This is a genomic window from Promicromonospora sp. MEB111 (assembly GCF_030209445.1).
In the GTDB taxonomy this organism is placed as follows: Bacteria; Actinomycetota; Actinomycetes; order Actinomycetales; family Cellulomonadaceae; genus Promicromonospora.
This window is the reverse complement of the sequence record NZ_JARVSD010000014.1, coordinates 225,790-249,257: the sequence shown is the minus strand read 5'-3', so window position 1 is coordinate 249,257 and position 23,468 is coordinate 225,790. Positions and strand designations below refer to the sequence as shown.

Here is a 23,468-nt window from a genome sequence, read left to right as displayed (position 1 = left end):
GTTGACGGTACTGCAGCGCGTCGTTAGAGTCCCGTCTCTAGAGAGAGATCTCTACAACCGTGCACCGAGAGGAATCCCCATGACACCGACCGCGGACGACGTCTACGCCGCAGCACCGTTCGTCAGGACGCTCGGCGTCGAGCTCGACCGGATCACGCCGGAGGCCGTCGTCGGACGGCTGCCGTACTCCCAGCCGCTGTCCACGGTCGGCGGCGGCCTGCACGGCGGGGCCCTCATGGGCCTGGCGGACGGGGTCGCCGCCGTCTGCGCGTCCGTCAACGGCGGGCCGGGCGCCCTGCCGGCGACCGTCGACTCGACCACGCACTTCCTGCGCCCCCTGACGGGGCAGGCCACCGCCACGGCCGTGCCCGTCCGGGCGAGCAGCCGCCAGGTGCTCGTCGAGGTCCGGGTGACCGACGAGACCGGCGAGCTGTGCGTGCACGTGCTCCAGACCGTGCGGCTGGTCCACCCGGCAGCCTGAGCCCTGCCGTCCGCACGGCACGAAGCGTGTGCGGACGGCCGGCGCCGTCAGCCGAACGTCATGGTGAAGACCTGCACGCCGTCCGGCACCCTCAGGTCGACGAGGCCCTCGGTCGGCTCGTCCCCCTCCAGGATCGGGTGGAGCCGCGGGTTCCCGGAGACGTCGATGTCGCGGGTCCGTTCCTCGCCGTCGGCCGTGACCGTCGCCCTGACGGTCCCCTCGCCGCCGAGCACCACGAAGACGTCGGCCGACCGGTACGCGAGGCGCACGCGGGCGTCGTCGGACACCGCCTCCGCACCCTCGAAGTCGACGTCCCACGTGCCGCCGAGCGAGAACGTGTCCTGCTCCTGCTCGGCCGCGAGCGTGAACTCCTGGCGGCCCGCCGCGTACCGGGGCTCGCCCGAGTAGTTGATGACGCGCTTGATGGAGAAGTACGTCTCGGGCGTGATCTCGTCGAGCGGGGTCGCGTCCTGGACCGTGGTCGCCCCGGGCAGCTCGACGCCGGGGTTGGCGTCGGCGAGCAGCTCGCGGATCAGGTTCTCGGTGCGCTGGTACCCGCCCTCGCCCAGGCGGATGTGCCGCACGGTGCCGTCGGCGTCGATGAGGTACTGGGCGGGCCAGTACCGGTTCCGGTACGCCGTCCAGGTCGCGTACGAGTTGTCCTGGGCGATCGGGTAGGTGACGCCGAGGTCCTTCGCACCCGCGATCACGTTGCGCGTCTCGCGCTCGAAGGCGAACTCCGGCGTGTGCACGCCGACCACCTCGAAACCCTTGCCGACGTCGGCGTACTTCTCGTACCAGGCACTGATGTGCGGGATCGACCTCTGGCAGTTGATGCACGAGTAGGTCCAGAAGTCGACGAGCACCACCTGGCCGCGCATCGCCTCGAGCTGGAGCGCCTTGCCGTCCGGCGTGTTCAGCCACCTGTCGATACCTCGGATCTCCGGCGCCGTGCCGCAGTCCTCCAGGACGGGCGCGCCGTTCGAGCAGTTGGACAGCTCGCGATTCTCGTCGGTCACCAGTCCGCCGAGGTCGAGCGCCTCGCGCACCGTCTCCGAGGAGTCGATGCGCTGCTGGAGCGCGCCCGTGTAGTCCGGGAGCAGCCGCTGGATCGCCGCGGGCACGTTGAACGCCAGCGCGATCGCCAGGAGGATGACGACGATGCCGCCTCCGGTGCGGATGGCCTTGGTGTGCCGCTGGAAGGCCTGGACCCGCTCGGCGATCTGGCGTCCGGCCAGGGCGAACAGGAGCAGCGGGAGCGCCGCGCCGACGGCGAACGACACGGTCAGCGCCACCGTCTCGACCCCGATGTTGCCCGTGGCGCCGGCGACCGTGATCGCCGCGAGCACCGGTCCGGCGCACGGCACGTAGAGCACGCCGAGGCCGAGGCCGAGGATGAAGGCGCCCCGGTCCTGCCGGGCCGCGCCCCGCTTGGCCCCGAACGCGGCGACCCGCTGGAAGGGCCGCTCCAGGACCATCTCGAACCGGGGCACGATCATGCCGATGCCCAGCAGCACCAGCAGCGTGATCCCCGCCCAGCGCAGCAGGTCCTGCGGCAGGCCGAGCACGGACAGCAGCAGGGAGCCGAGCAGCGTGAAGAAGCTGAAGCTCAGGACCAGGCCCGCGATCACGAGGTAGGGCCGCAGGGACGTCCGGCCCTCACCGCCTGTCCGGTCGCGTGCGCCCTGGACTCCGCCCGCGAAGAAGACGGCCGGCAGCATCGGGAGGATGCACGGCGAGATTCCGGTGATCAGGCCACCGAGAAGGCCGATGACGATGAGGGTTCCCATGTGCCCGGTTCGGTGTGCGGCCCGTTCCGGATGGGTCGCCGGACAGGTACGGACAGGACGTCGGAGGCCTGGGAAAACTCGTGCGCCCCGACCCCCATCCGGGGAGCCGACGGCTCCGAACCCCGGTCAAGACGCCCCGTGAGACGCGGGGTGACGCCACACCGAGGAGAGACCGATGAACGCTCGAACCCGCACGTCCTACGCCGTCGCCGGTATCGCCACGCTGGCCATGCTCGGCCTCTCGGCCTGCAGCATGGACTCGTCGGGCGGAGACACCGGGTCGGAGGACACGTCCGCGTCCGAGGAGGCCGCCGACTCGATGGAGGAGGAGACCCCCGCCGGGGACGACGCCGCGGTCGACCCCGCCGCGAACCTCGTGGGCCCCGGCTGTGCCGCCTACGCCGAGGAGGTGCCGGACGGCCCCGGCTCCGTCACGGGCATGTCCACCGACCCGGTGGCCGTGGCTGCCTCCAACAACCCGCTGCTGACGACCCTCGTCTCGGCCGTGAGCGGTGAGGTCAACCCCGACGTGAACCTCGTCGACACCCTCAACGGTGACGAGTTCACCGTGTTCGCCCCGGTCGACGACGCCTTCAAGGCGATCGACGCCGAGACCATGGACACCCTGTCCACGGACGGCGACCTGCTGACCTCGATCCTCACGTACCACGTGGTGCCCGGCCAGCTCACGCCCGACCAGGTGGTCGGCGAGCAGACCACCGTGCAGGGCGACACCCTCGAGGTCACCGGCAGCGGCGACGACCTCAAGGTGAACGACGCGAACGTGATCTGCGGTGGCGTCATGACCCAGAACGCGACCGTCTACCTCGTCGACTCGGTGCTGATGCCCCCGATGTGATCCACCCGCAGTACCGACGAGAGAGCGCCCGTCCTCCCGGACGGGCGCTCTCTCGTGTCCGGACGTACGGGCCGGATCGGCACGGCTGGGACCGGGTCAGGCGCCCAGGACCACGACGGGCGCCGACGTCGGCTGCTCGGAGCCCGACTCCGGCTCGACCGACACGGCCATGCCCACGCCCTCCCGGCCCCGGACGAGCGACGTCGCCTGGCCGTCGTGCAGGGCGAGCAGGCCCGCCGAGGAGACGCTGCCGTCGCCCTCCACCACCCAGAGCTGGTACGCCTGGTCCGGGTCGAGCTCCGGCAGCCCCTCGGCACGGAAGAGCATGTCGTCGCCGGCGACCAGCACCGACGCCTCGCCTCCACCCTCGACGGCGCCGCGCAGGATCGCGCTGTCAGGATCGGCCAGCATCTCCGAGACCACCTGGGCCTGCTCGCGCAGCCGGTCGCGCTCGGCGGTCACCTGCACGGCGATCGTCGTCGGGACGGCGATCGCGGCCGCGGCGGCGACCGCGGCCACCGCGGTGCCCCAGCGCCGACGACGGCGGCGGGCGGCGAGGTCGACGACGGCGCCGCCGCCCGGCGTCGGACCGTCCGCGGAAGCGGGAACCGTCAGGTCCCGGACCTGCGGCGTGCTCGCCACCTGGGCGAGCACCCCGGCCCGCAGTGCCGCGGGCGGCTCCGCCTCCACGACGAACGACGCGACGACGTCGCGGTACTCGTCGAGCGCACGGCGGGCGTCGACGTCGGCGGCGAGGAGCCGCTCGACCGCCTCGCGGTCGGTGTCGTCGAGCGCGTCGAGGGCGTATCCGGGCAGCAGGTCCCAGACGTCGCCGGGCACGCCGCCCGGGCTGGTCGTCTCGTCAGCCACGACGCACCTCCAGGCAGTCCCGGAGCCGGTTGAGGCCGTCGCGGATCCGGCTCTTGACGGTCGGCAGGGCCTTGTCGAGCCGCTCGGCGACCTCGCGATAGGTCAGGCCGCCGTAGTACGCGACCACCACCGCCTCGCGCTGGGTCGGGGTGAGCCCCTCGATGCAGCGGCGCACGGCGGATCCCTCGAGGCGCCGTTCGACGTCCTCGACCACCACGTCCCGCTCGGACTCGTTGGTGCGCAGGTCCGTCTCCCGCTGGTCGCGGTCCCGGTGCGCCTGCTCCGACCGCACGCGGTCGACCGCACGCCGGCGCGCCAGCGTGGCGACCCAGGTGCGGGCGGAGCCGCGCGCGGCGTCGAACCGCGAAGCCGTCTGCCACACCTCCACCATCACCTCCTGGGTCACCTCTGCCGCATGGTCGGGGTCGCGCAGGACGCCGAGCGACGCGCCGTAGGCTACCGGCCCCAGCGCGTCGTACACGGGCGTGAACGACGCCGGATCGCCCCCGGCGCACGCCGTGAGCAGTGCGTCGATGGTGTCCCGCGACGAGGTCCGGACAGGTGGTGAGGCCACCGAACCAGTCTGCCCCACAACGTCCTCCGATCGTCTCTGCACACCGGGTTCGACGCCGGGGCGTTCCCGGATGGGGTCACGCCGGGGTGATCCGCGTCACCAGTCGTGCACGGACCCGTCCTGGAGCCGATTGACCGGCAGGTACCCGGGCACGTACGGGTGCGCGGCCGCGAGCTCCTCGTCCAGCTCGACGCCGATGCCGGGGGCCTCGCCCGGGTGCAGGTGGCCGTCCTCGAAGGTGTACGCGTGCCGGAAGACCTCGTTGGTGAGGTCCGTGTGCCCGGAGTACTCCTGGATGCCGAAGTTGTGGATCGCCAGGTCGAGGTGCAGCGCGGCGGCCATGCCCACCGGCGAGATGTCCTCCGGCCCGTGGATCGCGCTCTTGATCCCGCGCTGGCCCGCGTAGTCGAACAGCTTCTTCATGGGGCTGACGCCGCCGAAGTGCGTGACGGCGGAGCGCACGTAGTCGATGAGCCGGTCGTCGATCAGCGTCTGGTAGTCGAACACGGTGTTGAACACCTCGCCGATCGCCAGCGGCGTGGTCGTGTGCTGCCGCACCAGACGCAGCGCCTCCTGGTCCTCGGCGGGGGTGCAGTCCTCCAGCCAGAACAGGTCGTACGGCTCCAGGTCCTTGCCGAGGCGGGCGGCCTCGATCGGGGACAGCCGGTGGTGCGCGTCGTGCAGCAGCGGCAGGTCCGGGCCGAACTCGTTGCGCACGGCCTCGAAGACCTGGGGGATGTACCGCAGGTAGGCGGCCGTGTCCCAGTCCTCGACGGCCGGCCGGGCGAGCGCGTCCGGCGCGGAGCCGTCGTCCGACGTCGTCGTGTGGACGCCGTAGACCGACTGCAGGCCTGGCACGCCGCTCTGGATGCGGATGCTCTGGTAGCCGCGCTCCTGCAGCGCCCGTACCGAGTCGAAGATCTCGGGCAGGCTGGAGCCGTTCGCGTGCCCGTAGGCGCGGATCCGGTCGCGGCTGGCGCCGCCGAGGAGCTGGTACAGCGGCAGGCCGGCGACCTTGGCCTTGATGTCCCACAGGGCGACGTCGACGGCGGCGATCGCGGCCATCGTCACCGGACCCCGCCGCCAGTAGGCGCCCCGGTACAGGTACTGCCAGGTGTCCTCGATGCGGTGCGGGTCGCGGCCGACCAGCAGCGGCGCGACATGGTCGCGCAGGTAGCTGACGACGGCCAGCTCGCGCCCGTTCAGGGTGGCGTCGCCCAGGCCGGTCACCCCGTCGTCCGTGGTGATCTGCAGCGTGACGAAGTTGCGGCCGGGCGAGGTGACGACGACCTTCGCGTCGACGATCTTCATGCGGAAACCTTCTGTCGGTGGTGAGGGAAGCAGGAGTGCGGGCGTCAGCCCTTGGTGGCGCCGGCGGTGAGGCCCGCCACCAGGAAACGCTGCCCGAAGACGGCGGCGAGCAGCACCGGCACGGTCATGAGGGTCGCGGCCGCCATGAGCCCGCCCCAGTCGGTGCTGGCGTAGGACATGAAGTTGAACAGCAGCACGGGCATCGTCATCGTGCGCTCGTCCGCGAGGATCAGCGCGAAGATGAAGTTGTTCCAGCTGAAGATGAACGCCAGCACCGCGGCGGAGGCCGTGCCGGGCGCCGCGAGCGGCAGCGCGATCCTCAGGAACGCTCCGAAGGCGGACAGGCCGTCGGTCCGTGCGGCGTCCTCCAGCTCCACCGGCAGGCCCTCGAAGAAGCCGATCATGATCCACAGGATCAGCGGCACGGAGACGAACATGTGGCTCAGGATCAGCACCAGGTGGCTGCCCACCAGGCCGAGCTGCGCGAACATGTAGTACCAGGGCACGAGCAGCGAGATGGCCGGGATGATGCGGGCCACGAGCACGATCGAGCCGGTGCGGCGCATGCGGAACCGGCCCACCGCCCAGGCGGCCGGCACGGCGACGACCACGCTCAGTGCCGTCGAGACGACGCCGACGACCAGCGAGTTGAGCAGCGAGTGCGCCAGGGCGCCGTCGGCCAGGACGTTCCGGAAGTTGTCCCAGGTGGGCGAGAAGACCAGGCCGACCGTCGGATCGGTGACCTGCACGTTCGTCTTGAACGCGGCGGCGATCATCCAGATGATCGGCAGCGCGATCACCGCGCACACGACGGTGATCAGCACGCCGCGCAGGGCGCGGAAGGTGGTGGTGGCGCTCACGAGGCGCTCCTCTCGGTGCGGCGCCGCAGCACGACCACGATCGCGACGATGAACAGCGTGAACAGGACCAGCACCGCGGAGGCCAGGCCGTACTCCTGGTAGTCGAAGGTGAGGCCGTAGGCGTAGACGTTCAGTGTCTCGGCCTCGAAGTCCGAGCCGCCGCCGGGTCCCTTGGTCGCGTAGATCAGGTCGAACGTCTTCAGGGCGTCGACGCCGCGGAGCACCAGTGCCGTCAGGATCGTGGTGCGCAGCATCGGCAGGATGATGTGGACGAACCGCTGCCAGGCGTTCGCGCCGTCCACGCGGGCGGCCTCCTCGGGCTCCTCGGGCAGCGTGGTCAGGCCCGCGAGCAGCAGCACGGTCATCATCGGGGTCCACTGCCACACGTCGATGAGCATGAGGGTGGGCAGCGACTGCGACACCGAACCCAGGAACTCCTGGGGCGGGATGCCCACGAACCCGAGCAGGTGGTTCGCGATGCCGTTGGTCGGGTCGAGGATGAGCATCCACAGGATGCCGATCGCGACCGGGGTGGCCAGCAGCGGCACCATCAGGATGGTGCGGACGATCTCCATGCCGCGGAACGCCTTGCGCATGAGCATCGCCAGGGCCAGCCCGAGCACGGTCTCCAGCACGACGGCGCCGAGCGTGAACGTGACGGTGCGGCCGACGGCGGGCCAGAACCGGCGCGTGTCCGTGAGGGCGTCGGCGAAGTTCTGCAGGCCCACGTAGGAGTTGCCCGCGTTCACGGCGCCGAAGGCGTCGGTGAGGCTGAGGTTGATGGTGAAGACCAGCGGGAACGCGATCATCAGCCCGACGAAGCCCAGCGCGGGCGCGAGGAGCGCCCACTTGAGGCGCCGGTTCGCCTGCTCGAAGGTCACGAACGGCGTGTCCGACGACCGGGTACGGCGGGTGGATGCGGCGCCGGCGGTGGAGGTGCGGGTGGTTGTCGTCGTCATCAGAACTCCTGCTGACGGTTGTCGCGGACGAGGAAGTCGTTGAACTCGGCGTCCGCGTCGGCGGCCACGGACGCGACGTCCTCGCCGACGATGCCGGAGACCAGCGGGCGGCCGACGATGTCGCGGGCGCGGCCCACCTGCATCACCTCGGGGCGGTCGTGCCCCACGCCGTTGGCCGCGTTGATCCGCATGGCCTCGGCGAGGTCGGCGGGGAAGGACGCCAGCGTCGCCGGGTCGTCCCAGACCGACTGGCGCGCGCCCGGGATGCCCTCGGACTGCAGCCGGGCCACCATCTCGGGGCTGGAGGCCCAGCGCAGGAACTCCCACGAGTCGTCCCGCAACAGCGAGAACTCGTTGACCGCCAGGCTCCACGACGGGATGTTGTGCGGCACGGAACCCGCCTGACCTGCGGGGAAAGGTGCGAAGCCCACGGTGTCGGTGACGGTGGAGATCGACGTGTCCAGGAAGTTGCTGTAGATCGCGTCGGCGTCGACATACATCGCGGCCTTGCCCTGCGCGAAGATCGGCATGGCCTGTTCGAGGCTCATGTTGGTGGCCCCGGGCGGTCCGGCGTCGTGCAGCAGGCGACCGTAGAACTCGTAGGCGGCGACCGCCTCGGGCGTGCCGATGCCCGACCGGCCGTCGACCGTGAAGTCACCGCCGAACGAGTAGAGGAAGCTCGACCACTGGGTGACGGCGCCGGCCCGCTGGCCGCGGCCGACGAACCCGAAGAAGCCCTCGCTGCGCCGCTGGGTCTCCAGGGCGATGTCGAGCATGTCGTCGAGGGTCCGCGGCGCCCCGCCGAACTCCTCGAGCAGGTCCTTGCGGTAGTACAGCGCGGGACGCTCGGTCACGACGGGGACGCTGACGGCGGCGCCGGCCGTGATCGACCGCTCGCGCGGGGCGTCCTGGAAGTCGGTCCAGCGGTAGTCGGCGTCGCCCTCGACCCGGTCGGTGAGGTCGGCGATCCAGCCGTTGCGCGCGAACATCATCTGGTCCTGCAGCGGCCGGATCGTCATGACGTCGATGTCGGTGGCCGACGCGTTGAGCTTGACGTTGAAGCTGGAGGTGAGCTGGTCGGCGGTGAGCATCCGCAGCGACACCCGGCGGCCGATCCGCTCCTCGAGCTCGGGGAGGTAGCGGCTGATCGCCTGCGTCCAGACGTGGTTGATCGCGAGCACCCGCAGCGGGGCGTCCGGGCTCGCCGTCCGCGGGCTGCCCGCGCAGGCGGCCAGCACGGACGTCGCGGCGAGCACGCCGAACGACCGCCGGCTCAGCTCGATGCCCCGCGCCGCACGCGGCCTGAGTACGTGTGTCATGACGTTACGTCACACCTCCCTGTGTGCCCGCCTCGTCGAGTGCGGGATACCGATCGTCAGTGGTCCAACTGGTAGGACCAGTTGGACGCTAACACGGCGCAGAGGGTGGTTCCAAAGGTGCCGGGTATGCCCGGGGCTACCGGGCCTCGGCGATCGACACGGCGTTCTCGATCGACCTGGGCGGGTCGGCATCGACCGCCGTCAGGGCTCCGTCGTCGTACTCCAGGAGCGTGACCGCGCCGAGCGAGCTCTCGCCGCGCCGGATGGAGCGCACCAGGCTGCGGGCGTTCGCACGGCACGCGCTGGCCGCACCGTCACCGCCGAAGACGGCATCGACGGCCTCCGGCAGCACCAGCCGTCCGCCCAGCTCGTGGTCATCGAGCCGACCGGCCCACCATCGCGCGCGAGCACGCTCGTGCGCCGTCACCTTGTCCGTCTCGACCGAGACGATGAGCAGGCTCCGGCAGTCCGCCTTGGCCAGCGAGAGCAGCAGCCGCTCCCCGTACGCGGGCGTGGACATCGTGCTCTCGACCACAATGTCCATGCCCGCCTCCAGCGCGGTGCGGCGGACGGCGTTGCACACCTCGGTCGACATCGTCTGCAGCAACGGCGACAGGTCCATCGGCATGACGCCGCGGCCGTCCGGCAACGTCCGGGCGAGGACGTTGCTGTAGGCCCCTTCGACCACACACCACCGCGCAAGGAACTCCTTGGCGATGTCAGCGTCGATCACCAGCCGCGACCGGACATCCTCCACGGCCGCCGAGAGCGTGGAGCTCTTGCCCGCACCAGGCGGGCCGGCCGTGACGACGACGCACGTACCGCCACGCGTCACGTCTTCGCCGTAGCTGTCCAGGTACCAGTCACGAGCAGCACGAACCAGTCGACGCCGCTCGCCGCCGGCGAGAAGCGCGTCCAGCGGGCTCTCGCCCGAGATCGCTCTCAGCGCGGCGGTGTGAACCTCGTCGCGCAGCTCACTCATGCGCATCGAGGATCTGGTCGACCTCGGCCTCGGTGAGAAATCCGCCGTCGAGCAGCGCCTCGATGTCCTCCTCGGACGATCCGGGCAGGACGCCGTCGGCGGGATCGACGACACGCGGCAGCCAGACACCAGCCGTACCGAGGTTCCGGAACATCTCGTCGGTCGAGATCCTGCCCGCATAGCGCTGCAGCACGATCTCCTCGACCGACTCGCCAACCCCGAGCACCTTCGCCCTGGCGACCAGGCGGTGCACGCTGGCCTGGGAGAGGCGGACGGCACGCGCGATGTCCCGCTGGGACATTCCGCCATCGGCCGCGAGGTAGATGCGTCGGGTCCGCTCGATCTCGGCCAGCCGCGCCTGGACGTAGGCCATCTTCAGATCCGACTCGCCGACGGCGGCAACATGGTTCGACATGGACGACCTCCTCGGAGGTCACACTACGCGGTGATTCAATATGAATCAATCGCGCGGGTCCCGTCACCGCCCCAGCAGGGTCTCGATGTGGCGGGACGCCATCAGGTCCAGGCCGACGTCGAGGTCCGGACCGTAGGTGCGCAGACCGAGCGCGAGGTGCTCGCGCATGCGCTCCCGGGCGAGCGCGACGTCGCGCGCCTGGATCGCCTCGACGATCTCGGGGTGGTGCGGCACGCCCGGCTCCCCGATCCGCGGGTCGGAGTTGGAGCGCAGCATCATCTCGAACATCATGCCGCCGATCGACGACAGCATGATGCGCAGCACCGGGTTACCGCAGGCGGCGGCGATGGTGTCGTGGAACCGGAGGTCCTCGCGCGCCTTGTCGACGACGTCACCGGCCGACTCCACGCGGTCGAGCGCCTGCACGATGGCGTCGACCTGCTCGTCCGAGGCGCGCTCCGTCGCGAGCCCGGCGATCTCGACCTCGAGCGGGATCCGCGCCTCGATGAGCTGCCGGACGGTGGGGCGCTCGGTGCGGTAGAGGGCGTCGTAGCCCCTGGCGTGCGCCGATGACTGCTCGGTGACGAACGACCCGCGACCCGGCGCCACCTCGATCAGGTCGGTGGCCTCCAGGCGGCGCAGCACCTCGCGGATCACGTTCCGGCTCGCCCCGAACTGCACCGCGAGCTCGCGCTCGGACGGCAGCTTGGAGCCCACGGCCCACTCCCCCGTGCGGATCTGCTGCTCGAGCTGGCGTGCGATGTGCTCGGTGAGCAGGCCCCTGCGGCCGGTCGTCCCCGTGTCACGAGGATCCGGCGGCGGCACGAGGGGGGAAGTCATGCGTCGAGGATAAGCACCGGCGGGACCGGCCCGGGCCCGGACGGCGCGGGGGGCGACGCCGGCCGTGGCACGCCCGGCGCCGGGCTCAGCACTGCTCGTAGGCGTACGCCTCGTCGTCGGGGCCTACCAGGTCGCGGTCGCGCAGGATCGCCAGCGGGGCCCGGTCCGGGTCGGCGCAGACCGCGTCGAACCCGTCCGGGAGGTTGTCGGTGTACTCGATCTGCAGCACGTTCTGCCCGTAGACGCCGGTGTAGGCGCCGCACTCGCCGTAGGCGGCGCACTCCTCCGTGACGGCGAAGTCGAACCCGAGGTCGCGCCCCACCGTCGTCGCCTCGGCGGCGTTCTTCTGCCCGATGGCGAGGCCCGCCTCGTGCGCGAGGTCGATGTACGCGCCGGCCAGGGCCAGGGCGGCGTCCTGGTCGATCTGCCCGGTGGCCGGGTCCGTGAACCGCGTCCAGGTGTCGAGGTTGTCGATCTCGACGCCGGAGAAGCCCGCGTCGGCGCAACCCGTGATCACGGGGCCGAGCAGGTCGAGGATGCGGCCGCGCCGCTCGTCGGTCGACGGGTCCAGGACGTACTCGTCGGGCCAGTCCGGGTCCACGACCAGCTCGCCGGCCGCGTCGTGGAGCAGCAGGTCCTCGTTGTCGCCGAGCCAGAGGTCCGCCTGGTCGGGCTGGGTCTGGAAGCCGTTGACGTAGCAGATGCCGTAGGCGCCGTCCGCGGGTTCGGCGGTCGCGTCCCGCACGACGACGTCGAGGCCGCCGTCCGGCTCGTACGCGGTGCCGAGCTGGTAGTCGAACCGCCCGGTCGTCGGCGGCAGGGTCACCGCGGCGTCGCCGGGTTCCGTGGCGTCGCTCGCGCCGGCGCCGGCGTCGTCCGAGGCCGGCGCGCTGCCGGGGCCGACCTCCTGACCTGCCGTCGGGCCGCCCTGGCAGGCCGTGAGCGCGAGGGCGACGAGTACGGCGACGATCAGCTGAGGCACTCGCCGATCGTAACGAGCGCCGCAGCCGGTGAAGGGTCGGCCGGCGCGCTCCGGCGTCGTCCGCTCCTCACCTTTGAGGCCCGAGTTTCTTCGCTTTGCAGGCCTGCAAAGCGAAGAAACTCGGGCCTCAAAGGTGCGTTCCGGAGCCCGGGTCAGCCCGCGGCGATCGCCTCCGCGATCGGCGTGCCACCGTTGCCGAACGCGATGGTGCGCCCCACGGTGCCGTCGTCCAGCAGGACGGCGGCGATCACCCCGGCGACGTCGGCGCGCGCGACGCGGCCGTCACCCGGCTCGGCCACCTCGATGAGCCCCGTCGGCTCGTCCAGCGTGAGCGGTCCCGGCTGGAGGATCGTGTGGTCGAGCCCGGTGCCGCGCAGGTGCTCGTCGGCCGCCGTCTTCGACTCCGCATAGGCGAAGAACGAGTTGTCCTCGGGCACGCCGTGGCCGGGGCCCGCGCCGAGGTAGGACACCATCACGTAGCGCGCGACGCCCGCCGCCTTCGCGGCGTCCATCGACCGGATCGCGGCGTCGCGGTCGACGGCGTAGGTGCGCGCCGGGTTGCCGCCACCCGCTCCCGCCGACCAGACGACGGCGTCCTGGCCGCGCACCAGGTCCGTGAGGCCCGCGGTGTCGAGCTGCTCGACGTCGGCGACCAGCGGCGTCGCCCCCGTGGCCGCGACCTCCTCCTGGTGGTCCGGGTTGCGGAAGACGCTGGTGACCTCGTCACCTCGCTCGACGAGCAGGGGCGCGAGCCGCAGCGCGATCTTTCCGTGGCCGCCGATGATCAGAACGCGGGACATGGTGCTTCCTTCCGTCAGGGTCCGCTCCAGGCTATGCCGGAACGCTCACGACAGGTGCGGCCGCAGCGCCCCGAAGGCGTAGTCCATGAGCGCCCGCCCGAGCCGGGCGTCCCGCGCCTGGGCGCTCGGCTCCACCAGCTCGCCGTCGTCGAAGTAGTCGCCCGCACGGACCGGCCCGGTGACCGCGGCCAGGACGTTGTCGGCCCCGTGCCGCACCGACACCCCGCCGATGTTGAACATCGCGTGCAGCAGCGGCGTGCTGATCACGCCGGGGCTGAGGCTCACGGGTATGACGCCCCGGCCCGCCGGCCGGTCCGCGAGCCACCGGGTGTAGAGGATGATCGCGAGCTTGGACCGCGCGTAGGCCCGCACGGCGTCGTAGCCGCGCTCCAGCTCGATGTCCGCCAGGTCGAGGTCGGTCATCTCGTGGGTGGCCGACGCGAGGTTGACGACGCGGCCGTCGTCCGCGAGCGCCGGCAGCAGCCGCTCGGTGAGCAGCACCATCGCGAGGAAGTTCACCTGGAGCGTGCGTTCGTGCTCGTCCTTCGTGACCTGCCGGGTCATCGCCCCGGGGACGCCGGCGTTGTTGACGACGGCGTCGATCGGACCCGCGGCCAGCGCGGTCATGGCGTCGGCGGCGTCGGCGACGTCCGCCAAGGACTCGAAGTCGCACCGGACGTAGCGCACCTCCGCGGTCCCCTCGCCGAGCACCTGGAGCGCCGGACGCACCATGGTCTCCGGCTCCGGACCCTGGACGATCACGCGCCGGACCCGGCCCACGAGCTCACGCGCGGTCTGGAGCCCGATGCCGCCCGTCGCACCGGTGACGATCACGGTCGATTCCTCGGAGATCATGCCCGCTCCTCGTGGCTCACCTGCGACGAGCGTAAGCAGGCGAGCGCGCGGTGGTAACCCCCGTTTCGCCGGTTTCACCCGGTGCGTCCGTGAGCGGCCCCGGTGCACCGTATCGACGCCGGGACCGACCTCACGACCCTTGGCGCCCGGCCTGCTTCCGGAGCAGCTCCTCGACGGCGGTGGGCAGGGTCGTCTCGAAGTCGATCAGCTTCGCCCAGGTCGGGGTCACCACGACCCGGACCATGCCGTCGTAGAGCGCGCGCACGCCCACCTCCCACTCGGCGCGCTGCTCCGGTGTCATCTCGTAGCTGGTGTTCGCCTCCATGTACTCGTCCGGGATGCCGTCGACGACGTCCAGCTCCGCCCGGCCGCGGACCAGCAGGATCGTGGGCGGGTGCACCTCGGTGTCGATCGTCAGGGCGACCGCCGGGTTCGCCCGCAGGTGCGGGAGCTTGGGCGCGTTCGTCGGGGTGCACATCACGATCTCGGTGCCGTTCCAGGAGAACCCGATCGGCACGGTGCGGGGCGTGCCGTCCGTGGCGACGTACGCCAGGCGCGTGATGTCGCGGGCCAGCAGCTCCTGGCTGAGCGGCCGGTTCAGGATCTCGGTGATCTCGTGCTGTTCCATCGGTATCACTCCAAGCATTCGCGCTGCCCGTGTGGCTGCTGATATCCCTGGGACGGAGCCGCCGCCACGTTCTCGACATCGAGGGAAGATGATGAACGCACCTGGCCTGCCCGACGCCGAGACGATCGAGACCGTCCTCGCGTCCCGAGAGGGCGCATGGGGTCCCGGGGCGCGCGTGCTCTCGGTGCGCGACCTGTCGCAGGGCCTGAGCCGGGCCGCCGTGCTCCGGGTCTGCGTCGCGGTCCCGCACGCGGACCCGTCCGCCTGGATCGTCAAGGTCCCGGGCTGGGGCCAGCCGTCCCTGCTCGACTCGCGCGACGCCGAGCTGGACCACCGCGAGGCCCGCTTCTTCCGGAGCGGCGTCCCGGACCTCCTCCCCCGCGGCACGACGACGCCGCCCCACGTCACGGTGGTCGGTCACAACGGCCTCGACTGGATCATCATGCGCGACGTCGACGCCGTGCTGCAGCAGAGCTGGACGCCCGCCGCCGCGGCCACCGCCGCCGAGCGGGCCGCGCTGCTGCACGTGCCCGGCGACCTGGAGCCCGGCCTGCTCGGCGCTCCCTGGCTGGAGACCGCGGGCTACGCCGCCTACGCCCACCACGTGCCGGACGGGCACGACAACCTCGACGCCCTGCCCGGCGACCCGCGGCTGCGGAACCTGTTCACGCCCGAGCAGGTCGACGCGCTGCACGCGGGCCTGGACGCCGCGGACGAGCTCGCGGCGCGCGCGGCGGAGCTGCCGACCACCCTCGTCCACGGCGACCTCACGCCCCGCAACGCAGGCCTGACCGCCGGCGGCGCCCTGGTCCTCATCGACTGGGAGCACGTCGGGGTGGGGCCGGTCGGCTACGACCTCGGCACGTTCGTCTCCATGTACCGGGCTTTCGGCGGCCACGGCGAGCTGGACGAGCCGGCCGTCCTCGACGTCTACGCCGAGGCCGTCAGCGCCCTGGCGGGCACCGACCTGCGCCCGGCCGCAGCCCTCGGCTTCGCCGTCGCCCACCTCACGTGGGGGCTGCACCTGCGGCTCGGCCCCGGCCTGACCGCCGTCCGCCAGGGCCTGAACAGCCACGCCCCGGCCCGGCTCGCCGCGCACCTCGACGACATCCGCTCGGGATGCCTGCGCGCGCTGTCCTGGGCGCCGGTGACCCAGGCCGTCACCGCGGGCCGCTGAGCAGTCCCTGACCGACCCGTCGTCCGACGGCGATGAAGGCAGCCCAAGTTGACGGGGGGTTCAAGTTAGTCCTACCGTCCTTGACCATGAAGACAGGTGACGCGGTCGTGCAGGCCGCCCCCGTGGTCGAGGCCGCGGTCCAGGCCCCGGCAGAGGTGATGCCCGAGGCCGTCGACGGCGCCCCGGCGGTCCGGTCCCCGTTCGAGCTCCTGCCCCTGGGCGAGGCGTTCGGCGTCTGCTCCGTGGACGGGGTGTGCTCCTGATGGCCGGTGCGTTCGGTCGGGCCGCGGACAAGCTCGTGGTCGACGTGTGGAGCGACGTGATGTGCCCGTTCTGCTACATGGGCGACGCGCTCCTGGAGCGGGCGCTGGAGCAGTTCCCGCACGCCTCCGGGGTCGAGGTGCGCTACCACAGCTTCCTGCTGATGCCGGAGCTGACCGGCGACGAGCCGATCGACCTGCTGGAGCTGCTCTCGGCCAAGCGCGGGTTCCCGCGCGAGCAGGCGGCGGCGATGCACGAGCAGATCGCGGAGCGCGGCCGGCAGGTCGGGCTGGACTACCGCTTCGACCGGGCCAAGGCCGTGGGCACCCGCACCGCGCACCAGCTCAGCCACTTCGCCGCCGGGCACGGCAAGCAGCACGAGATGGTCCAGCGGCTGTTCCAGGCGTACTTCACCGACGGCCTGAACGTGGCCGACCACCAGGTCCTCGCGGACCTGGCCGCGCAGGTGGGCCTGGACCGCGACGCCGCCCTGACCGCGCTCGCCGACGACGAGTTCGCCGACGCCGTCGAGGCCGACATCCAGCAGGCCCGGCAGCTCGGCATCACGGGCGTGCCGTTCTTCGTGTTCGCCGGGAAGTACGCCGTGTCCGGCGCGCAGCCGGTGGAGGCGTTCCTCCAGGCCCTGCAGACGAGCTGGAACGAGACGGTGGGCTCGCCCGCCGCCGCCGGGATCGGTCGATGACCTCGGACCCGCCGCGGCTCCGCGCCGACGCGCGGCGCAACGTCGAGGGCATCCGGCTGGCCGCCCTCGACGTGTTCCGCGCGGGCGGGCTGAACAGCCCCCTGGACGAGGTCGCACGAGCCGCGGGCGTCAGCAAGGGCACCATCTACCACCGCTTCGGGGGCCGGCAGGGCCTGATCGACGCGGTGGTGGAGGAGCTGTTCGCCGAGCGCATCGCGGGCATCATCACCGCGGTCGGCGCCATCGAGGATCCCGCCGAGCGGTTCGAGGGCTACCTGCGGCAGATCTGGCTGGTCGCGTTCGACGAGCCCGCGGCCAACGACGTGCTGCTGCGCGCCCAGCCCGGGTCCGGCGCGCTGACCGCGCTGTGCGAGCGCGCCAGCGAGGTCGCCGGAGGATTCCTCGCCGAGGCACAGGCCACCGGCGCGATCCGGGCCGACCTCACGCCGGACGACGTCGACGTGCTGATCTGGGAGCGCGGCATCATCGCCCGCGCCTGCGACGAGCAGCACCGCGACAGCTACGTCCGCAGCTTCGAGCACACCCTCCGCGGGCTGCGGAACCCGTAGCGGGAGCGGCCGGGCGCACGCGAGGCCGGCAGTCAGCTCCGCCAAGTCGGCAGATGGCACTGAGATCGGCACAGGCCTGTGCCGATCTCGATGCCGACTGCCGACGTCAAGGGCGGACTGCCGAAGTAGCGGCAGCGCCCAGGCGGCCCGCCCTGCTGCGGGTCAGGAACCCTGGCGGAGCCGGCCGATCGCGGTGCCGAGGTCGGTCTCGACGCCGTCGGGCCGCTGGAGGCCGTGCTCGAGGAGCAGGCCGACGAACGGCCGGTGCTCGGGGCGGCCGGCGGTGGCGAAGTAGGCGTCGAGCCCGCGGGCGAGCTCGTCGTCGGCGGGCAGGGTCGCGACGTCCACCAGCTGCTTGATGCCCGCCACCGCGACCTTGTCGAAGGCCGCGATCCGGCGGGCGAACGCGTCGGTGACCCGCTCCAGCTCGGCGTCGGGCACGAGCCGGTTCACGTACCCGTACTCGGCGGCCCGCGCGGCTGGGACGTCCTCGCCGCCGAGCAGGATCTCCAGCGCGCGGCCCCGGCCGACCAGCCGCCCCAGGCGCGCCATCGGACCGCCGCCGGGGACGGCGCCCACGCCGACCTCGAACTGGCCGAGCACGGCCCGCTCGGACGCGAGGCGGATGTCGGTGGCGAGCACGAACTCGCTCCCGGCGCCGCGGGTGCGGCCGCGGATCTCCGAGATGGTCGCGACCGGCACGCGGCTCAGCCGGACGAAGTTGTCCAGGTACGGGTGCAGGCCCGTCGGCCCGAGCGGCATCCCCACGACGCGGGAGGTGTCGGACAGGAAGTCCCAGTGCGCCATGAAGTAGCCGGGCGTGTCGCTGCGGAACACGACGACCGTGAGGTCGGGGGCCGCCTCGATCCGGTCCACCAGCACCGCGAGCTGCTCGACGGTGTCGGGGTCCAGCAGGTTGACGGGCCCGTTGTCGAAGGTCACCCGCCAGTACGACGGCGAGACCTCGTCGACGTGGAACTGCTCCGTGCTCATGGTCGTGCTCCTTGCCGGACGGATCATCGGACGGATCGCCGGACGGGTCACCAGACGAACTGCTGGCCGCCGTCGATGTCATAGGTCGCACCGGTCAGTGCGGTGTTGGCCATGAGGTGGACGGCGAGCGCCGCCACGTCGGCCGGACCGACGACCCGCCCGATCGGCAGGGTGTCCCGCAGCTCGGCGCGACGTTCGTCCAGCTTGTCGCCGAGCAGCGAGGCCGACAGCGGTGTGTCGACGAAGCCCGCGGCGATGAGGTTGACCCGGACCGGCGCCAGCTCGAGCGCGAGGGCCGCCGTGAACGGCGGCAGGGCGGCGGTGGTGGCCGAGGCGATCCCGAGGCCGTGGCCGACGCGCCGCGCCCCGGTGCCGCCCATCAGCAGGAGCGTCCCGCCGGGCCGCAGCCGGCCGGCGACGTTGCGGGCCACGTCGAGGGCCACGACCATGTGGTCGCCGAGCGCGTCGCGCACCTCGGCGGCGTCCATCTCCAGCAGGGGTCCGTAGTGCGGGCCGCCGGCCGTGATCAGCACGTGGTCGAGCGGGTCCGGCAGCTCCCCGAAGAACCGCGCGAGGGCGGCGGTGTCGGTGGCGTCGAAGGCCGCGGTGGCGCGCGCGCCGACGTCGGTACCGGCGCGCTCCAGGCGGGCCGGGTCCCGGCCGGTGAGGACGACGTCGGCACCCTCGGTCCGGGCGCGGCGCGCGGTCTCGAGCCCGATGCCCGCGCTGCCGCCGATCACGACGACGGTCTGACCGGCCAGCTCGGGTTCACGCGGGGCGGGTGTGGTGGTCATCGTTCCTCCGTCGCCGTCGCTCCGTCTGTTCGACGGTACGTCCGTGGGCTGGGCCGCGCCCCGTGGAAGCGGGTGAGTTCCGGCTAGGCTCCGCGCGTGATCGTGACCGACCTGGACGGCCTGCCCGTGCGCCTGCGGACGCCGCACGACCTGTCCTTCACGGCGCGCTGGGGCACGGTGTTCGCGGTGCTCGACCAGCAGGACTCGGGCAACCTCTGCCTGGGGGTCGAGGGGCCCGCGGGCCGGGTGTTCGTCAAGTACGCGGGCGCGCCCACGGAGCGGTACGACGGCGACGGGGTCGACGCGGCCGCGCGGGCCCGCCGGGCCGCCGACGTCTACCGGGCGCTCGCCCACCCCACCCTCGTGACCCTGCGCGAGGCCGTGGACGTCGGGACCGGCCACGCCCTCGTGTTCGACTGGACCGACGCGACGCCGGTCGGCAGGCAGTACGAGCGGTCGCACGTCGTGCGGTCCCTGGACCTGGCCGCCCGGGTCGACGCGGTGCGGCAGCTCTACGACTTCCACGCGCACGCGGCGGCGCTCGGCTGGGTGGCCGTCGACCTGTACGACGGCTCGGTGATGATCGAGCCGGCGACCGGGCGCGTCGTCCTGTGCGACCTGGACCTCTACGAGCGTGCACCGGTGGTCAACCGGATGGGGCGGATGTGGGGGTCGTCCCGGTTCATGTCGCCCGAGGAGTACGCGCTCGGCGCGCCGATCGACGAGGTCACGAACGTCTTCGCGCTCGGGGCGCTCGCGCACACGTTCCTGGGCGACGACGCGACGCGGTCGCCCGCGGCCTGGGCCGGCTCGGCCGCGCAGCTCGCCGTCGCCGACCGCGCGGTCCGCCCGGAGCGGAAGGAGCGTTGGCCCTCGGTCGCGGCGTTGGCCGAGGCCTGGCGGGCGGCACGGGAAGAGCCCGACGGCCCGAACCGCCGCTGTTAGCCTTCCGGCATGCCGGACAGCACGAGCAGCAGCCTGAGCAGCGGACACACCGGGCGGACCGCCCCGTCGACCTACGGCGCACCCGTCTCGCCGCAGGGCGTGGACGCCCCGCTGCGGCGGTCGGCCGTCTTCCTCACGCTCGTCGTGAACGACGGCGACGCGGCAATGAGCACCGTCCGCGAGGTGCTCGCCGACCTCGACGGTCTGGTCAAGACCGTCGGGTTCCGCGACCTGGGGAACCCGGTCTCCTGCACCGTCGGCATCGGCAGCCGGATCTGGACGGAGCTGACCGGACGGGAGCAGCCGGCCGAGCTCCACCCCTTCCGGGAGATCGCCGGCGCCGCCCATTCGGCGGTCTCCACCCCGGGTGACCTGCTGTTCCACATCTGGTCGGACCGCCAGGACCTGTGCTTCGAGCTGGAGCGCCTGCTGCTCGCCGCGCTCGGCAGCGCGGTCACCACCGTCGACGAGGTGTCGGGGTTCCGCTACTTCGACACCCGCGACCTGCTCGGCTTCGTCGACGGCACGGCCAACCCGGTGGGCGCGGACCTCCCGGAGTCCACCCTGGTGGGTGACGAGGACCCGGAGTTCGCCGGCGGCAGCTACGTCGTCGTGCAGAAGTACCTGCACACCCTCGCCGCCTGGCAGGCGCTGCCGACCGAGCAGCAGGAGCGGATCATCGGCCGCACCAAGGCGGACGGCGTCGAGCTCGACGACGCGGTCACCGGCCAGAAGTCGCACAAGACCCTCGCCACGATCACCGACGAGGACGGCGAGCACGACATCCTGCGCGACAACATGCCGTTCGGCCGCCCGGGGCACGGCGAGTTCGGCACCTACTTCATCGGCTACGCCCGCCACCTGTGGGTCATCGAGCGGATGCTGGAGCGCATGTTCGTGGGCGACCCGCCCGGCCTGCACGACCGGATCCTCGACTTCTCGACCCCGCAGACCGGCACGACCTTCTTCGTGCCGCCCACGACGGTCCTCGCCGACCTGGGCTGACCAGCCGACCTGGGCCGACGTCCGGCGCCAGGGGAACTCACCTCTTTTGTGGGATGCGCGCTCGTGGCGCCGGCCTAGCGTGGAAGATGCCCGACCCTCAGCGCGACGAAGCGGAGCATCCCATGCGTCCTCACCCGCACGCCCGCACGATGCTGCCGATCCCGGACCGGCCGGCGTCGGGCCTGACGACGTACGACGCGAAGGATCCCGACACGTCGTACCCCCCGATCGAGCCGCTGCTGCCCCCACCCGGCGCGCCCAACGTGCTGGTCGTCCTGCTCGACGACGTCGGGTTCGGGGCGTCGAGCGCGTTCGGCGGGCCCTGCTCGACGCCGACGGCGGAGCGGCTCGCCGCGGGCGGCCTGCGCTTCAACCGCTTCCACACGACGGCGCTGTGCGCGCCGACGCGACAGGCGCTGCTGACGGGCCGCAACCACCACTCGGTGGGCATGGGCAGCATCACCGAGACGGCGACGTCGGCGCCCGGGAACAGCTCGCTGCGCCCCAACACCAAGGCCCCGCTGGCCGAGACGCTCCGGCTGAACGGGTACTCGACGGCGCAGTTCGGCAAGTGCCACGAGGTGCCGGTGTGGCAGTCGTCGCCGATGGGCCCGTTCGACGCGTGGCCGACCGGCGGCGGGGGCTTCGAGACCTTCTACGGGTTCATCGGCGGCGAGAACAACCAGTGGGCCCCCGCCCTGTACAACGGGACGACGCCGGTCGAGCCCCCGGCGACCGCCGAGGAGGGCTATCACCTGACCGAGGACCTGGTGGACCACGCGTGCTCGTGGGTGCGGCAGCAGAAGGCCCTGATGCCCGACAAGCCGTTCTTCGTCTACCTCGCCCCGGGAGCGACGCACGCCCCGCACCATGTCCCGCCGGAGTGGGTCGAGAAGTACCGCGGGCGGTTCGACGACGGGTGGGACGTGCAGCGCGAGCGGACGTTCGCGCGGCAGAAGGAGCTCGGGGTCATCCCGCCCGAGGCCGACCTCACCGCGCGGCACGACGAGATCCCCGCCTGGGACGACATGCCCGACGCCCTCAAGCCCGTGCTCGCGCGCGAGATGGAGGTGTACGCGGGCTTCCTGGAGCACACCGACGTCCAGGTCGGCCGGGTGATCGACACGCTGGAGGACCTGGGCGTCCTCGACGACACGATCGTCTACTACATCATCGGCGACAACGGCGCCTCGGCCGAGGGCACGGTGAACGGCGCCTTCAACGAGATGGCGAACTTCAACGGCATGGCCGCCCTGGAGACGCCCGATTTCATGCGGTCCAAGATCGACGAGTTCGGCTCGCCCAGCTCCTACAACCACTACGCGGTGGGCTGGGCCTGGGCCATGGACACGCCCTACCAGTGGACCAAGCAGGTCGCCTCGCACTGGGGCGGCACCCGCAACGGCACGATCGTGCACTGGCCCGGCGGCATCACGGAGCGCGGCGGGCTCCGCACGCAGTTCGCCCACGTCATCGACGTCGCGCCCACGATCCTCGAGGCCGCGGGGCTGCCCGAGCCGACCACGGTCAACGGCGTGCTGCAGGCACCCATCGAGGGCACCTCCATGGTCTACGCGTTCGGCGACGCCGCCACACCCGAACGGCACGACCTGCAGTACTTCGAGATGTTCGGCAACCGAGGGATCTACGACCGCGGCTGGAGCGCCGTCACCAAGCACCGCACGCCATGGGAGCTGACCGGGGCACCGCCGCCCGCGTTCGACGACGACGTCTGGGAGCTGTACGACGGCACGACGGACTTCAGCCAGGCGCACGACCTCGCCGCCGAGCGGCCCGAGGCGCTCGCCAGGCTCCAGCGGCTGTGGCTCATCGAGGCCACGAAGTACAACGTGCTGCCGATGGACGACCGCACCGCGGAGCGGCTCGTGCCCGAGCTCGCCGGCCGGCCCACCCTGATCCACGGCGACTCACAGCTCTTCTTCCCCGGGATGGGACGGCTGTCGGAGAACAGCGTCGTCAGCGTCAAGAACAAGTCGTTCTCCGTGACCGCCGAGGCCGACGTCGCCGAGGGCGCCACCAGCGGCGTCCTCATCGCGCAGGGCGGGCGGTTCGGCGGCTGGTCGGTGCACGCAGCGGGCGGCCGGCTGACGTTCACCTACAACGTGCTCGGCATCAGCCGGTACGACGTCGTGGCCGACGTGCCGGTGCCGTCCGGCAGGCACCAGCTCCGCGTCGAGTTCGCCTACGACGGCGGCGGGCTGGGCAAGGGCGGTGACGTCACCCTCTTCCACGACGGGTCCCCGGTGGGGCGCGGCCGCGTGGAGGCGACCCAGCCTCTGATCTTCTCCGCCGACGAGACCACGGACATCGGCTACGAGTCCGGGACGAGCGTGTCCGACGCCTACAGCGCCGGTTCGAGCCGGTTCACCGGCCGGATCGAGTGGGTCCAGCTCGACCTCGGCAGCGACGACCACGATCACTTCATCAGCCCCGAGGAGCGGCTCCGCGTCGCCATGGCACGGCAGTAGGCGCGGT

At 72.0% G+C, this 23,468-nt stretch carries 25 protein-coding genes; 9 read left to right on the top strand and 16 right to left on the bottom strand.

Annotation, left to right across the window (positions count from 1 at the left end; all coding sequences use genetic code 11):
• The first annotated feature begins 79 nt into the window (after window positions 1-79).
• Window positions 80-481 carry a PaaI family thioesterase gene (locus QRN56_RS18445; protein WP_285105658.1) on the top strand — a complete coding sequence of 134 codons (402 nt, stop codon included), beginning with the start codon at window positions 80-82 and terminating at the stop codon, window positions 479-481.
• Window positions 482-528: 47 nt separating this feature from the next.
• Here QRN56_RS18445 and QRN56_RS18440 read toward each other — a convergent pair whose 3' ends face one another.
• Complete coding sequence (locus QRN56_RS18440; protein ID WP_285105656.1) at window positions 529-2,271, bottom strand: cytochrome c biogenesis protein CcdA; 1,743 nt, start codon at window positions 2,269-2,271, stop codon at window positions 529-531.
• A gap of 175 nt (window positions 2,272-2,446) precedes the next feature.
• Between QRN56_RS18440 and QRN56_RS18435 the strand changes: the two genes are divergently transcribed.
• Window positions 2,447-3,130 (top strand): fasciclin domain-containing protein, encoded by a 684-nt coding sequence (locus QRN56_RS18435; RefSeq protein WP_285105654.1) that lies wholly within the window; start codon window positions 2,447-2,449, stop codon window positions 3,128-3,130.
• A 96-nt stretch (window positions 3,131-3,226) separates the two neighbouring features.
• On the opposite strand, the gene QRN56_RS18430 is transcribed toward QRN56_RS18435, so the two are convergent.
• The 13 genes from QRN56_RS18430 to QRN56_RS18370 form a co-directional block, all read right to left on the bottom strand.
• Window positions 3,227-4,000, bottom strand: coding sequence for an anti-sigma factor (locus QRN56_RS18430; RefSeq protein ID WP_285105653.1), 774 nt, complete (start codon window positions 3,998-4,000; stop codon window positions 3,227-3,229).
• Complete coding sequence (gene sigK / locus QRN56_RS18425; protein ID WP_285105651.1) at window positions 3,993-4,574, bottom strand: ECF RNA polymerase sigma factor SigK; 582 nt, start codon at window positions 4,572-4,574, stop codon at window positions 3,993-3,995. Before sigK ends, QRN56_RS18430 begins: the two co-directional genes overlap by 8 nt.
• Window positions 4,575-4,670: 96 nt before the next feature.
• Complete coding sequence (gene manD, locus QRN56_RS18420; RefSeq protein WP_285105649.1) at window positions 4,671-5,885, bottom strand: D-mannonate dehydratase ManD; 1,215 nt, start codon at window positions 5,883-5,885, stop codon at window positions 4,671-4,673.
• A gap of 44 nt (window positions 5,886-5,929) precedes the next feature.
• Window positions 5,930-6,745, bottom strand: coding sequence for a carbohydrate ABC transporter permease (locus QRN56_RS18415; protein WP_285105647.1), 816 nt, complete (start codon window positions 6,743-6,745; stop codon window positions 5,930-5,932).
• Window positions 6,742-7,704, bottom strand: coding sequence for a carbohydrate ABC transporter permease (locus QRN56_RS18410; RefSeq protein ID WP_285105646.1), 963 nt, complete (start codon window positions 7,702-7,704; stop codon window positions 6,742-6,744). The genes QRN56_RS18415 and QRN56_RS18410 overlap by 4 nt, the downstream gene beginning before the upstream one ends.
• Window positions 7,704-9,023: an extracellular solute-binding protein gene (locus QRN56_RS18405; RefSeq protein WP_285105644.1), complete on the bottom strand. Its 1,320-nt coding sequence runs from the start codon at window positions 9,021-9,023 to the stop codon at window positions 7,704-7,706. Before QRN56_RS18405 ends, QRN56_RS18410 begins: the two co-directional genes overlap by 1 nt.
• 136 nt (window positions 9,024-9,159) lie before the next feature.
• Window positions 9,160-10,005 carry a zeta toxin family protein gene (locus tag QRN56_RS18400; RefSeq protein WP_285105643.1) on the bottom strand — a complete coding sequence of 282 codons (846 nt, stop codon included), beginning with the start codon at window positions 10,003-10,005 and terminating at the stop codon, window positions 9,160-9,162.
• Window positions 9,998-10,378, bottom strand: a complete 381-nt coding sequence (locus QRN56_RS18395; RefSeq protein WP_285105641.1) for a winged helix-turn-helix domain-containing protein — start codon at window positions 10,376-10,378, stop codon at window positions 9,998-10,000. The genes QRN56_RS18400 and QRN56_RS18395 overlap by 8 nt, the downstream gene beginning before the upstream one ends.
• Before the next feature lie 105 nt (window positions 10,379-10,483).
• The gene (locus tag QRN56_RS18390) at window positions 10,484-11,260 is read right to left on the bottom strand and encodes a FadR/GntR family transcriptional regulator (RefSeq protein WP_285105640.1); all 777 of its coding nucleotides are present in this window, start codon (window positions 11,258-11,260) and stop codon (window positions 10,484-10,486) included.
• Window positions 11,261-11,345: 85 nt separating this feature from the next.
• Window positions 11,346-12,242 (bottom strand): endo alpha-1,4 polygalactosaminidase, encoded by an 897-nt coding sequence (locus tag QRN56_RS18385; RefSeq protein WP_285105638.1) that lies wholly within the window; start codon window positions 12,240-12,242, stop codon window positions 11,346-11,348.
• Window positions 12,243-12,394: 152 nt separating this feature from the next.
• Window positions 12,395-13,042 (bottom strand): SDR family oxidoreductase, encoded by a 648-nt coding sequence (locus QRN56_RS18380; protein ID WP_285105637.1) that lies wholly within the window; start codon window positions 13,040-13,042, stop codon window positions 12,395-12,397.
• Window positions 13,043-13,087: 45 nt separating this feature from the next.
• Window positions 13,088-13,897 carry an SDR family NAD(P)-dependent oxidoreductase gene (locus tag QRN56_RS18375; RefSeq protein WP_285105636.1) on the bottom strand — a complete coding sequence of 270 codons (810 nt, stop codon included), beginning with the start codon at window positions 13,895-13,897 and terminating at the stop codon, window positions 13,088-13,090.
• Between the two features lie 130 nt (window positions 13,898-14,027).
• Window positions 14,028-14,525 carry a pyridoxamine 5'-phosphate oxidase family protein gene (locus QRN56_RS18370; protein ID WP_285105635.1) on the bottom strand — a complete coding sequence of 166 codons (498 nt, stop codon included), beginning with the start codon at window positions 14,523-14,525 and terminating at the stop codon, window positions 14,028-14,030.
• Between the two features lie 88 nt (window positions 14,526-14,613).
• On the opposite strand from QRN56_RS18370, the gene QRN56_RS18365 reads away from it, so the two are divergent.
• The 4 genes from QRN56_RS18365 (at window position 14,614) to QRN56_RS18350 (ending at window position 17,235) form a co-directional block, all read left to right on the top strand.
• Window positions 14,614-15,702, top strand: a complete 1,089-nt coding sequence (locus QRN56_RS18365) for a phosphotransferase family protein (protein WP_285105633.1) — start codon at window positions 14,614-14,616, stop codon at window positions 15,700-15,702.
• 86 nt (window positions 15,703-15,788) lie between these two features.
• Entirely contained in the window at window positions 15,789-15,965 is a 177-nt protein-coding gene (locus tag QRN56_RS18360; RefSeq protein ID WP_285105631.1) for a hypothetical protein, read from the top strand.
• A complete protein-coding gene (locus QRN56_RS18355) occupies window positions 15,965-16,666 on the top strand; it encodes a DsbA family oxidoreductase (RefSeq protein ID WP_285105629.1) in 702 nt (233 codons plus the stop codon). Before QRN56_RS18360 ends, QRN56_RS18355 begins: the two co-directional genes overlap by 1 nt.
• Window positions 16,663-17,235, top strand: coding sequence for a TetR/AcrR family transcriptional regulator (locus tag QRN56_RS18350; protein WP_285105628.1), 573 nt, complete (start codon window positions 16,663-16,665; stop codon window positions 17,233-17,235). Before QRN56_RS18355 ends, QRN56_RS18350 begins: the two co-directional genes overlap by 4 nt.
• A gap of 162 nt (window positions 17,236-17,397) precedes the next feature.
• Here QRN56_RS18350 and QRN56_RS18345 read toward each other — a convergent pair whose 3' ends face one another.
• Window positions 17,398-18,228: an enoyl-CoA hydratase/isomerase family protein gene (locus tag QRN56_RS18345; protein ID WP_285105627.1), complete on the bottom strand. Its 831-nt coding sequence runs from the start codon at window positions 18,226-18,228 to the stop codon at window positions 17,398-17,400.
• 47 nt (window positions 18,229-18,275) lie between these two features.
• A complete protein-coding gene (locus tag QRN56_RS18340) occupies window positions 18,276-19,022 on the bottom strand; it encodes an SDR family oxidoreductase (protein WP_285105625.1) in 747 nt (248 codons plus the stop codon).
• A gap of 96 nt (window positions 19,023-19,118) precedes the next feature.
• Between QRN56_RS18340 and QRN56_RS18335 the strand changes: the two genes are divergently transcribed.
• The 3 genes from QRN56_RS18335 to QRN56_RS18325 all read left to right on the top strand — a co-directional run bounded on the left by QRN56_RS18335 (window position 19,119) and on the right by QRN56_RS18325 (window position 23,461).
• On the top strand, window positions 19,119-19,967 hold the full coding sequence (locus tag QRN56_RS18335) for a serine/threonine-protein kinase (RefSeq protein ID WP_285105624.1): 849 nt from the start codon (window positions 19,119-19,121) through the stop codon (window positions 19,965-19,967).
• 9 nt (window positions 19,968-19,976) lie between these two features.
• Window positions 19,977-20,972: a Dyp-type peroxidase gene (locus QRN56_RS18330; RefSeq protein ID WP_285105622.1), complete on the top strand. Its 996-nt coding sequence runs from the start codon at window positions 19,977-19,979 to the stop codon at window positions 20,970-20,972.
• A gap of 122 nt (window positions 20,973-21,094) precedes the next feature.
• Window positions 21,095-23,461: an arylsulfatase gene (locus tag QRN56_RS18325; protein WP_285105620.1), complete on the top strand. Its 2,367-nt coding sequence runs from the start codon at window positions 21,095-21,097 to the stop codon at window positions 23,459-23,461.
• Window positions 23,462-23,468: the final 7 nt, after the last annotated feature.

What these genes read in the sequence shown, in the direction of transcription:
- QRN56_RS18440 (WP_285105656.1), bottom strand. Translation starts at nt 2,271, where the DNA reads ATGGGAACCCTCATCGTCATCGGCCTTCTCGGTGGCCTGATCACCGGA.
- QRN56_RS18370 (WP_285105635.1), bottom strand. Translation starts at nt 14,525, where the DNA reads ATGGAACAGCACGAGATCACCGAGATCCTGAACCGGCCGCTCAGCCAG.
- QRN56_RS18365 (WP_285105633.1), top strand. Translation starts at nt 14,614, where the DNA reads ATGATGAACGCACCTGGCCTGCCCGACGCCGAGACGATCGAGACCGTC.
- QRN56_RS18410 (WP_285105646.1), bottom strand. Translation starts at nt 7,704, where the DNA reads ATGACGACGACAACCACCCGCACCTCCACCGCCGGCGCCGCATCCACC.
- QRN56_RS18405 (WP_285105644.1), bottom strand. Translation starts at nt 9,023, where the DNA reads ATGACACACGTACTCAGGCCGCGTGCGGCGCGGGGCATCGAGCTGAGC.
- QRN56_RS18345 (WP_285105627.1), bottom strand. Translation starts at nt 18,228, where the DNA reads ATGAGCACGGAGCAGTTCCACGTCGACGAGGTCTCGCCGTCGTACTGG.
- QRN56_RS18400 (WP_285105643.1), bottom strand. Translation starts at nt 10,005, where the DNA reads ATGAGTGAGCTGCGCGACGAGGTTCACACCGCCGCGCTGAGAGCGATC.
- QRN56_RS18445 (WP_285105658.1), top strand. Translation starts at nt 80, where the DNA reads ATGACACCGACCGCGGACGACGTCTACGCCGCAGCACCGTTCGTCAGG.
- QRN56_RS18375 (WP_285105636.1), bottom strand. Translation starts at nt 13,897, where the DNA reads ATGATCTCCGAGGAATCGACCGTGATCGTCACCGGTGCGACGGGCGGC.
- QRN56_RS18350 (WP_285105628.1), top strand. Translation starts at nt 16,663, where the DNA reads ATGACCTCGGACCCGCCGCGGCTCCGCGCCGACGCGCGGCGCAACGTC.
- QRN56_RS18330 (WP_285105622.1), top strand. Translation starts at nt 19,977, where the DNA reads ATGCCGGACAGCACGAGCAGCAGCCTGAGCAGCGGACACACCGGGCGG.
- QRN56_RS18395 (WP_285105641.1), bottom strand. Translation starts at nt 10,378, where the DNA reads ATGGCCTACGTCCAGGCGCGGCTGGCCGAGATCGAGCGGACCCGACGC.
- QRN56_RS18390 (WP_285105640.1), bottom strand. Translation starts at nt 11,260, where the DNA reads ATGACTTCCCCCCTCGTGCCGCCGCCGGATCCTCGTGACACGGGGACG.
- QRN56_RS18435 (WP_285105654.1), top strand. Translation starts at nt 2,447, where the DNA reads ATGAACGCTCGAACCCGCACGTCCTACGCCGTCGCCGGTATCGCCACG.
- manD (WP_285105649.1), bottom strand. Translation starts at nt 5,885, where the DNA reads ATGAAGATCGTCGACGCGAAGGTCGTCGTCACCTCGCCCGGCCGCAAC.
- QRN56_RS18325 (WP_285105620.1), top strand. Translation starts at nt 21,095, where the DNA reads ATGCGTCCTCACCCGCACGCCCGCACGATGCTGCCGATCCCGGACCGG.
- QRN56_RS18355 (WP_285105629.1), top strand. Translation starts at nt 15,965, where the DNA reads ATGGCCGGTGCGTTCGGTCGGGCCGCGGACAAGCTCGTGGTCGACGTG.
- QRN56_RS18380 (WP_285105637.1), bottom strand. Translation starts at nt 13,042, where the DNA reads ATGTCCCGCGTTCTGATCATCGGCGGCCACGGAAAGATCGCGCTGCGG.
- QRN56_RS18360 (WP_285105631.1), top strand. Translation starts at nt 15,789, where the DNA reads ATGAAGACAGGTGACGCGGTCGTGCAGGCCGCCCCCGTGGTCGAGGCC.
- QRN56_RS18340 (WP_285105625.1), bottom strand. Translation starts at nt 19,022, where the DNA reads ATGACCACCACACCCGCCCCGCGTGAACCCGAGCTGGCCGGTCAGACC.